We start from the raw sequence: 7,166 nt of genomic DNA, 5'->3' as shown, positions 1-7,166 counted from the left end.
GGGTCAGAGGATGCGGCCGTCGACGGCGGTCTCGGAGACGGGAACCTGCACGAGCTCGTCGGCGGTGACGCGGAGCGGATCGGCATCCCACACGGCGTAGTCCGCGCGGAATCCGGTCGCGAGCCGCCCGAGGTCGGCATCGCCCTGGGCCGTCGCTGATCCGACCGTGTAGCCGTGCAGCGCCTGGTAGGAGGTGAGGCGCTGCTCCGGCTCGAAGACAGGCGCATCCGGATCTCCGGGCTGTCGCCGAAGCATCGCCCAGGCGAGGCCGATCCTCGCGTCGTTCTGCGCGATCGGCCAGTCCGAACCGAGCGCGACAGGCGCTCCGGCATCCCAGAAGTCACGAACACGCCAGGCATGGGCGGTGCGCTCCGGACCCAGACGACGCGCCCAGTCGTCGACGGCGCCCGCCTTGCGCCACTGCAGATGCAGCGGCTGCATCGAGGCCGTGATGCCGGCCGCAGCGATCCGGGCGAGATCCACGTCATCCGTCGTCTCGAGGTGCTCGATCCGATGCGGGGCGCCGTTCGCAGACCGCACCCCCGCGAGCAGATAGGCGTCCACGGCAGCGGCGACGGCGCGGTCGCCGATGGCGTGCGTCGCGATCTGGAACCCCGCAGCCGCGTACTCGCCGACGGTGCGGATGTAGGCGTCGTGGTCCTTCCAGAACGGCTCGAGCCCCTCGCCCTCGACGTCCGGCTCCTTGAGCCAGGCCGTGCCGGTCTCGACGACGCCGTCGGCGTAGAGCTTCACGAGGCCGCCCCGCCACCGCTCGCCCCGGATGCCGCGGAGGGCGACGTTCTGGGCCATCCGCTCACGATCGAACGAGGGCTCGTGGTCTACTGCCGACACGATGCGGATCGGGAGCCGACCCGTGTCCTCGAGGTCACGCAGCAGCTCGAGCGTGCTGCGCGAGCCGTCCATGATGCATCCGCCGGTGAGCCCCGAGCTGCCGAGGCCGCGCAGCAGCGTGTGGGTCGCGTCGAGGGTCTGCTCGCGCGTGAGCGCCGGGGCGGCGAGGCGCACCGGCTCGTACGCCGACATCTCGCGGAGCTCACCGGTCGGAACGCCGCCGGCGTCCACGACGATGACCGAGTTGTCGGCGAAGGCGCGCGCCTGGGTGATGCCGCCGCGTTCGAGCCCGGCGCGACTCGCGAGCGCCGTATGCCCGTCGTACATCACCAAGAGCGCGGGAAGACCGCGCACGGCTCGCTGGATCGCCGCCGCCGTGCACGGGAGCTCGTGGAAGACGTCGTAGTCGAGGTTCCATCCGCGCACCCACGGATCGGCGTCTTCGCGGAGCGCGCGGTCGGCCTCGGCGCGCAGCGCCCCGAGCAGCGCGCTCGCCTCGGTGATGCCGCCCAGGTCGGCACCGACGGTGAGCTCGAGCCCTTGGATCGGGTGCAGGTGCGCGTCGATCAGTCCGGGGGTGATCGTCACACCGCGACGCTCGCGCACCTCGGTCGACGGCCCGCGCCACTCCGCCACCGTGGAGTCGTCGCCGACGGCGAGCACCCGACCACCTCGGATGGCGAGCGCGGAAGCGAGCGGGCGACGCGGATCCATGGTGATGATCCGCGCACCCGTGATGATCACGTCTGCAGTGACAATGGTCAAGGGGTTCTCCGGGACGAGAGCTCTTAATTGAATAAGTTTCAATAAAGTAGCAGAGAACGGAACCATGACAAAGCAGCAGAGAGGCGCCGGTCGCCCGAGCGCCACCGTGCTCACCGAGGAGAGGATCCTCAGAGCCGCTTTTCGCGTCGCGGCGTCACGCGGACCCGCCCAGTTCACGATGACGGCGTTGGCGCAGTCCCTCGGTGTGCGCCCCTCGGCCCTCTATCACCACTACGCGAACCGCGACGCGGTCGTGCGGGCCATGCGAGGGCGCATCGGCACCCTCACCGACCTCGCCCCTCTGGACAGGGAAGACACGGAAGAGGCTCTGGTGGGCTGGGCGTCCAGCTACCGCGAGGCACTGCTGACCGCCCCCGGCGCCATCACACTGCTGGCCACGCGGCCGATCGACGCCGACAGGGAATCGTTCGTGCAGTATGAGGCCGTCACCGTGCGCCTGCTCTCGGCGGGGTGGCCCGAGGCGAAGATCCTCGACACGATCGTCGCCCTGGAATCGTTCATCATCGGCTCGGCCCTCGACGCGCTCGCGCCTCGAGACAACATGTCACCCGGAGCGTTCGCCGAGGAGTTCCCTCGATACGCGGAGGCGGAGCGCCTGCGCGCGTCCGCCGCCGCCGAGCCTGCGACCGAGACATTCCGCATCGGTCTGCGCGCGCTGATCGCGGGCCTGGCCGCGTGGGCGCGCACCTGAGAACCTCGTCAGAACCTGACACCTGCCCGTAACCGCCGCCGCATAGGCTGTGCACATGGCACACCGCGACAACATCGAATGCTGGCTGACCGACATGGACGGCGTGCTCGTTCATGAGAACGACGCCATCCCCGGGGCATCCGAGCTGCTCGCAGGGTGGGAGCAGAACGAGATCCCCTATCTCGTGCTGACGAACAACTCGATCTTCACGGCTCGCGACCTGTCGGCCCGCCTTCGTGCCAGCGGTCTCATCGTGCCCGAGGAGCGGATCTGGACCTCGGCGCTGGCGACGGCCGACTTCCTCGCGCAGCAGCTGCCCGGAGGCTCGGCGTTCGTGATCGGCGAGGCGGGCATCCTCACGGCCCTGCACGAGGCCGGCTTCATCATGACCGAGACGAACCCTGACTTCGTCGTCGTCGGCGAGACCCGCAACTACTCGTTCGAGGCGATCACCAAGGCGATCCGACTCATCATCAAGGGCGCGCGCTTCATCGTCACGAACCCCGACGCCACCGGACCCTCGGCCGACGGCGTCATGCCCGCCACCGGCGCGATCGCCGCCTTGATCACCAAGGCCACCGGCAAGGAGCCGTATGTCGTCGGCAAGCCGAACCCGATGATGTTCCGCTCGGCCCTCAACAAGATCGGCGCGCACTCGAAGAAGACCGGCATGATCGGCGACCGCATGGACACCGACATCATCGCCGGCATCGAAGCAGGGCTGCACACCGTGCTCGTCATGACGGGCATCAGCGACGAGGCCGAGGTCGAGAAGTACCCGTTCCGCCCCGACGAGATCGTCGACTCGGTCGCCGATCTGCTGCCGACGGTCACTGAGTCGATCCCGACGCTCGACGAGGACTGACGTGGGCGCGCTCGACGAAGGAGAACGGGTCGTCGCAGCGGATGCGGCCGCCTGGCGCGCCTGGCTCGAGGAGCATCATGAGCGCACCTCGGGCGTCTGGCTGTTGAGCGTGCGCGGCCAGAACGACGGCAGGGTCGGATACGACGACGCCGTGCGTCAGGCCCTCTGCTTCGGATGGATCGACGGCCCCGTGCGCACGTTCGACGACGAGACGGTGGGCCAGTGGTTCTCTCCGCGACGTCGCGGCAGCGGATGGGCGGCGACCAACAAGGCCCGACTGCTCGACCTCGAGGCAGACGGGATGCTCGCACCCGCCGGCATCCGCGTGCTCGAGGCCGCCAAGGCCGACGGGTCGTGGACGCTGCTCGACGGCCCGGAGGCGGGGATCGAACCGCCGGAGCTGACCGAGGCGCTGGATGCCGTGCCCGCCGCACGAGCCCACTGGGACGCCTTCCCGAAGTCGGTCAAGAAGTTCGGCCTGACGCACATCGCGATGGCCAAGCGCGCAGAGACGCGATCCGCGCGGATCGCGAAGATCGTGGCGGATGCCGCCGAAGGGAAGCGCCCATGAACCAGTCCGACCTGCTGTTCCTGGTGATCTTCGTGATCCTGCTCAGCTCGCTCACCGTGTTCATCGTGCAGTTCGTCCGATCCCGTCGCCGCGGCGGCAGCGAGGGAGACGGCCGCGCCGGTTGGTGGGAAGGCCCCTGGGACGACGACGACCGCAAGCGCTGAGCCGCCCTCGACCTGTGGATCAGCGCAGCGTCAGGCTGCGCACACGTGCGACCGGTTCCGGCATCCGCAGCGGCCCTGCGCCCGGCGTGATCGTGCCGAGGATACGGGGCTCGCGTGCTCCGGTGCCACCCGGCGTCACCGCAGCGACCCCGTGCATGGTGCACCACCCGATCAGGGCGAACAGGATCGCCTCCTTGCTGTCGACGGGGGCACCGAGCTCGTCGGCGAGCACGACCTCGACGTCGGAGAGCGCATCGCGCAGCCCCTGCATGATCAGCGGGTTGTGACATCCGCCGCCCGAGACGGCCAGGAATCGGATGCCGGCGGCACGCACGTCCTGCGCCACCGTGCGAACGGTGAGCTCGGTGAGAGTGCGGATCAGGTCTGCCGGCGCGATACCGGGCCGCACCCCGTCGACGTGCGCCCGCACGTAGTCGAGGTGGAAGTGCTCCTTGCCCGTGCTCTTCGGAGCGGGGAGCGCGTAGTACGGATCGGAGAGGAGCGCGGTCAGCAGCGCGTCGTCCACCTCTCCGGTGCGCGCGATGGCCGCATCCGCGTCGTACCCGCGCTCGTTCAGCCCTCCGGCGACCACGACGGCGTCGACCAGCGCGTTCGCCGGACCGATGTCGTAGGCCGACAGGCCGTCAGAGCCGACCACGGTCATGTTGGCGATGCCGCCGAGGTTCACGGCCGCCGAGACGCCCGAGCGGCCGCGCAGCAGCAGTTCGTCGAGGAACGAGACCAGCGGAGCCCCGTGGCCGCCGGCTGTGATGTCGCGGATGCGCACGTCCGACACGACCGGCGCGCCCACCCGCTCGGCGATCCAGGCGGGCTGCCCGATCTGCAGCGTGCCGAGAGCGTGGCCGTCGGCGACCCAGTGGAAGACGGTCTGCCCGTGCGTGCACACGGCATCCACTCCCCCGACCGCGTCGGATGCTGCGGCTGCGACCTCGGCGAAGGCCTGACCGATCAGAGTGTCGAGCTCGCAGACCTCGGCGAGCGTCGTGGGCGCAGGCGGCAGTGCAGCGACGAGACGGGCTCGGAGCTCGGGTGCATAGGGGATGCTGTCCTCGTGCAGCACGGTGCCGTGCAGCGCGCCATCGCTCTCCTCGAAGTCCACGACCGTGACGTCGATGCCGTCGTGTGAGGTGCCTGAGAGCAGTCCGAGTACGCGCATGCGTGTTCCTTCCGTCGCCTGCTACGAGCGTAGAGCGGATTTGTTAGGGAGGCGAACGGAAAGCTGGTGCTCTTCTGCACGATCGCCTCCCGGACCGCATTCTTCACACCGTTCGATGAATGACCCGAAATTCCGCAGTCTCCGCTCGACGGGTGCGTAGCATTCTGCGAGACCCCGCCCACCACCCCCAGAATGGGAGCATGTTCGTGTCCGCAGAGACCATCGCGATCGTCCTCAGCGCAGTCGGCCTGCTGCTGGGTCTGGGCGGCGCCATGTTCGCGGGCTTCGCCTGGTGCATCCGCAGATCCGACGGCGTCGAAGAGAGACTCGGCGCCCGCATCGATAGCGTGCGAACCGACCTCGCCGACGTCGAGAAATCGCTCGGCGCCCGAATCGACGGAGTGGAACAGAAACTCACCGCACGCATCGACGGAGTCGAGAAGTCGCTCGGCGCGAGGATCGACGCGATCGCGGTCGACACGACCGATCTCAAGATCGCGATGGCCCGACTCGAAGGGCCACAGCGTCACCTCATCGTCGCGTCGCGCTGACCTGCCCCGCCCTGCTGCGAACGAAAGCGGACGTCAGCGCAGAACGAGTGCCGCGGCGCCGATGAGTGGCCCCTCGTCGCCGAGACCCGAGCGCACGACGCGCGTACGACGCGAGTACTCGTGCGCGGCGCTCGCGGTGAGGGCCTGCTGCACGAGGTCGATGTAGTCGGCCGAGACTCGCGAGAACCCGCCGCCGATCGCGACCATGTCGAGGTCGACGAGGGTCGCGGCATCCGCCAGCGCTTCGCCCACAGCCTTCGCCGATCGCTCGATGGCCGCGCGGGCGATGGCGTCGCCGGCAGCAGCATCCCGCGCCAGGTCTTCACCGGTGGCTCCGGTCCAGCCCTGTTGCTGCGCCCAGGCAGCGCTCGCGGGTCCCGAGGCGATCTCCTCGAGCGTGAGTCCGCCTTCTCGGCGCACCTGGCCCAGGTGGCCGGCATTGCCGGTGGCGCCCGGGATGTACGCGCCGTTGACGACGAACCCTCCCCCGACACCCGTCGAGACGACGATCGAGAGCGATGCGCCGGCACCCTGCGTGGCGCCGAGCCACGACTCCGCGAGAGCGAGAGCGCCGCCGTCGTGGCCGAGAGTCGTCGGGACCTCGCGCCCGAGCACCGCAGACGCGGCGGCGCGCACCGACTCCGCGAGTCCGAAGCCGCGGGCGAGCGGCATGTTCACCGGCACGATGGATCCGGTGCCGCGATCGATCGGCCCTGCGCTGCCTGCCCCCGCGCCGACCAGCTCGGCGTCCGCGGGCAGGGCTGCCAGCGCGTGCGTGACGATCACGAGCACCGCGTCGTGCAGCGACTCGAGCGTCGCCTGGCGTCCGGTCCCCTGACGTGATCGACTGCCGTCGACCAGCACACCGTGCTCGTCGACGAGCGCGGCCTCCATCTTGGTGCCGCCGACGTCGACGGCGAGTGCGTAGCGGGTCACTGGGGGTCGAGTCCGAGGTCGTCGAGGTCGAACGCGGCGCGCCATTCGAGACCCTCGGCTTCGATCGCGGCCTGAGCGCCGGTCTTGCGGTCGACGATCACGGCGACGGCGACGATCTCGGCGCCCTCCTTGCGCAGCGCCTCGACGGCCTTGAGCGCGGACTGGCCGGTGGTCGAGGTGTCTTCGAGCACCACGACGCGCTTGCCCTTGACGTCGGCACCCTCGATCTGGCGACCGCGTCCGTGATCCTTCGGCTCCTTGCGCACGACGAACGCGTCGAGCGGCTTGTCGGCCGCGACCGACGCGTGCAGCACCGAGTTGGCGATCGGGTCGGCACCGAGGGTCAGGCCACCGACCGCGACGACGTCGAGGTCGCCGATCAGGTCGAGCATGATGCGGCCGATCGCGGGGGCCGCGCGGTGGTCGAGGGTGAGCTTGCGCATGTCGACGTAGTACGTCGCCTTCTTGCCGCTCGAGAGGGTGAAGTCTCCGTGGAACACGGCCTCGTCCTTGATCAGGTCGAGGAGGGTCTGGCGGTCAGCGTCGAGTGCGGTCACGGCATCCAGTGTAGGA

Annotated in this window: 9 protein-coding genes; 5 read left to right on the top strand and 4 right to left on the bottom strand. The window is 69.7% G+C overall.

The window, feature by feature from the left end; all coding sequences use genetic code 11:
• Window positions 1-3: 3 nt before the first annotated feature.
• Entirely contained in the window at window positions 4-1,617 is a 1,614-nt protein-coding gene (locus tag QMA07_RS16655) for an amidohydrolase (protein ID WP_290163910.1), read from the bottom strand.
• A 64-nt stretch (window positions 1,618-1,681) separates the two neighbouring features.
• Between QMA07_RS16655 and QMA07_RS16650 the strand changes: the two genes are divergently transcribed.
• From QMA07_RS16650 to QMA07_RS16635, 4 genes are read left to right on the top strand one after another with little or no spacing between them, the layout of a single operon-like run.
• Window positions 1,682-2,329: a TetR family transcriptional regulator gene (locus QMA07_RS16650; protein WP_290163909.1), complete on the top strand. Its 648-nt coding sequence runs from the start codon at window positions 1,682-1,684 to the stop codon at window positions 2,327-2,329.
• Between the two features lie 55 nt (window positions 2,330-2,384).
• A complete protein-coding gene (locus tag QMA07_RS16645) occupies window positions 2,385-3,194 on the top strand; it encodes an HAD-IIA family hydrolase (protein WP_042541273.1) in 810 nt (269 codons plus the stop codon).
• A gap of 1 nt (window position 3,195) precedes the next feature.
• Window positions 3,196-3,765 (top strand): YdeI/OmpD-associated family protein, encoded by a 570-nt coding sequence (locus tag QMA07_RS16640; protein WP_290163907.1) that lies wholly within the window; start codon window positions 3,196-3,198, stop codon window positions 3,763-3,765.
• A complete protein-coding gene (locus QMA07_RS16635; RefSeq protein WP_181164251.1) occupies window positions 3,762-3,929 on the top strand; it encodes a hypothetical protein in 168 nt (55 codons plus the stop codon). The genes QMA07_RS16640 and QMA07_RS16635 overlap by 4 nt, the downstream gene beginning before the upstream one ends.
• 19 nt (window positions 3,930-3,948) lie before the next feature.
• Here QMA07_RS16635 and QMA07_RS16630 read toward each other — a convergent pair whose 3' ends face one another.
• Window positions 3,949-5,106, bottom strand: a complete 1,158-nt coding sequence (locus QMA07_RS16630) for an anhydro-N-acetylmuramic acid kinase (RefSeq protein WP_290163904.1) — start codon at window positions 5,104-5,106, stop codon at window positions 3,949-3,951.
• 200 nt (window positions 5,107-5,306) lie between these two features.
• Between QMA07_RS16630 and QMA07_RS16625 the strand changes: the two genes are divergently transcribed.
• Entirely contained in the window at window positions 5,307-5,657 is a 351-nt protein-coding gene (locus tag QMA07_RS16625) for a hypothetical protein (RefSeq protein WP_290163902.1), read from the top strand.
• A 33-nt stretch (window positions 5,658-5,690) separates the two neighbouring features.
• Here QMA07_RS16625 and QMA07_RS16620 read toward each other — a convergent pair whose 3' ends face one another.
• A complete protein-coding gene (locus QMA07_RS16620; RefSeq protein WP_290163900.1) occupies window positions 5,691-6,593 on the bottom strand; it encodes an ROK family protein in 903 nt (300 codons plus the stop codon).
• On the bottom strand, window positions 6,590-7,150 hold the full coding sequence (gene pyrE, locus QMA07_RS16615) for an orotate phosphoribosyltransferase (RefSeq protein ID WP_042541265.1): 561 nt from the start codon (window positions 7,148-7,150) through the stop codon (window positions 6,590-6,592). The genes QMA07_RS16620 and pyrE overlap by 4 nt, the downstream gene beginning before the upstream one ends.
• Window positions 7,151-7,166: the final 16 nt, after the last annotated feature.

Source organism: Microbacterium sp. APC 3901 (assembly GCF_030407765.1).
In the GTDB taxonomy this organism is placed as follows: domain Bacteria; phylum Actinomycetota; class Actinomycetes; order Actinomycetales; family Microbacteriaceae; genus Microbacterium.
Note: the sequence above shows the minus strand (reverse complement) of the source record. Positions and strands in the feature narration are given on the sequence as shown.

Excerpts from the sequence above, each read along its gene's own strand:
- QMA07_RS16645 (WP_042541273.1), top strand. The coding sequence starts at position 2,385 with ATGGCACACCGCGACAACATCGAATGCTGGCTGACCGACATGGACGGC.
- QMA07_RS16635 (WP_181164251.1), top strand. The coding sequence starts at position 3,762 with ATGAACCAGTCCGACCTGCTGTTCCTGGTGATCTTCGTGATCCTGCTC.
- QMA07_RS16630 (WP_290163904.1), bottom strand. The coding sequence starts at position 5,106 with ATGCGCGTACTCGGACTGCTCTCAGGCACCTCACACGACGGCATCGAC.
- QMA07_RS16625 (WP_290163902.1), top strand. The coding sequence starts at position 5,307 with ATGTTCGTGTCCGCAGAGACCATCGCGATCGTCCTCAGCGCAGTCGGC.
- QMA07_RS16650 (WP_290163909.1), top strand. The coding sequence starts at position 1,682 with ATGACAAAGCAGCAGAGAGGCGCCGGTCGCCCGAGCGCCACCGTGCTC.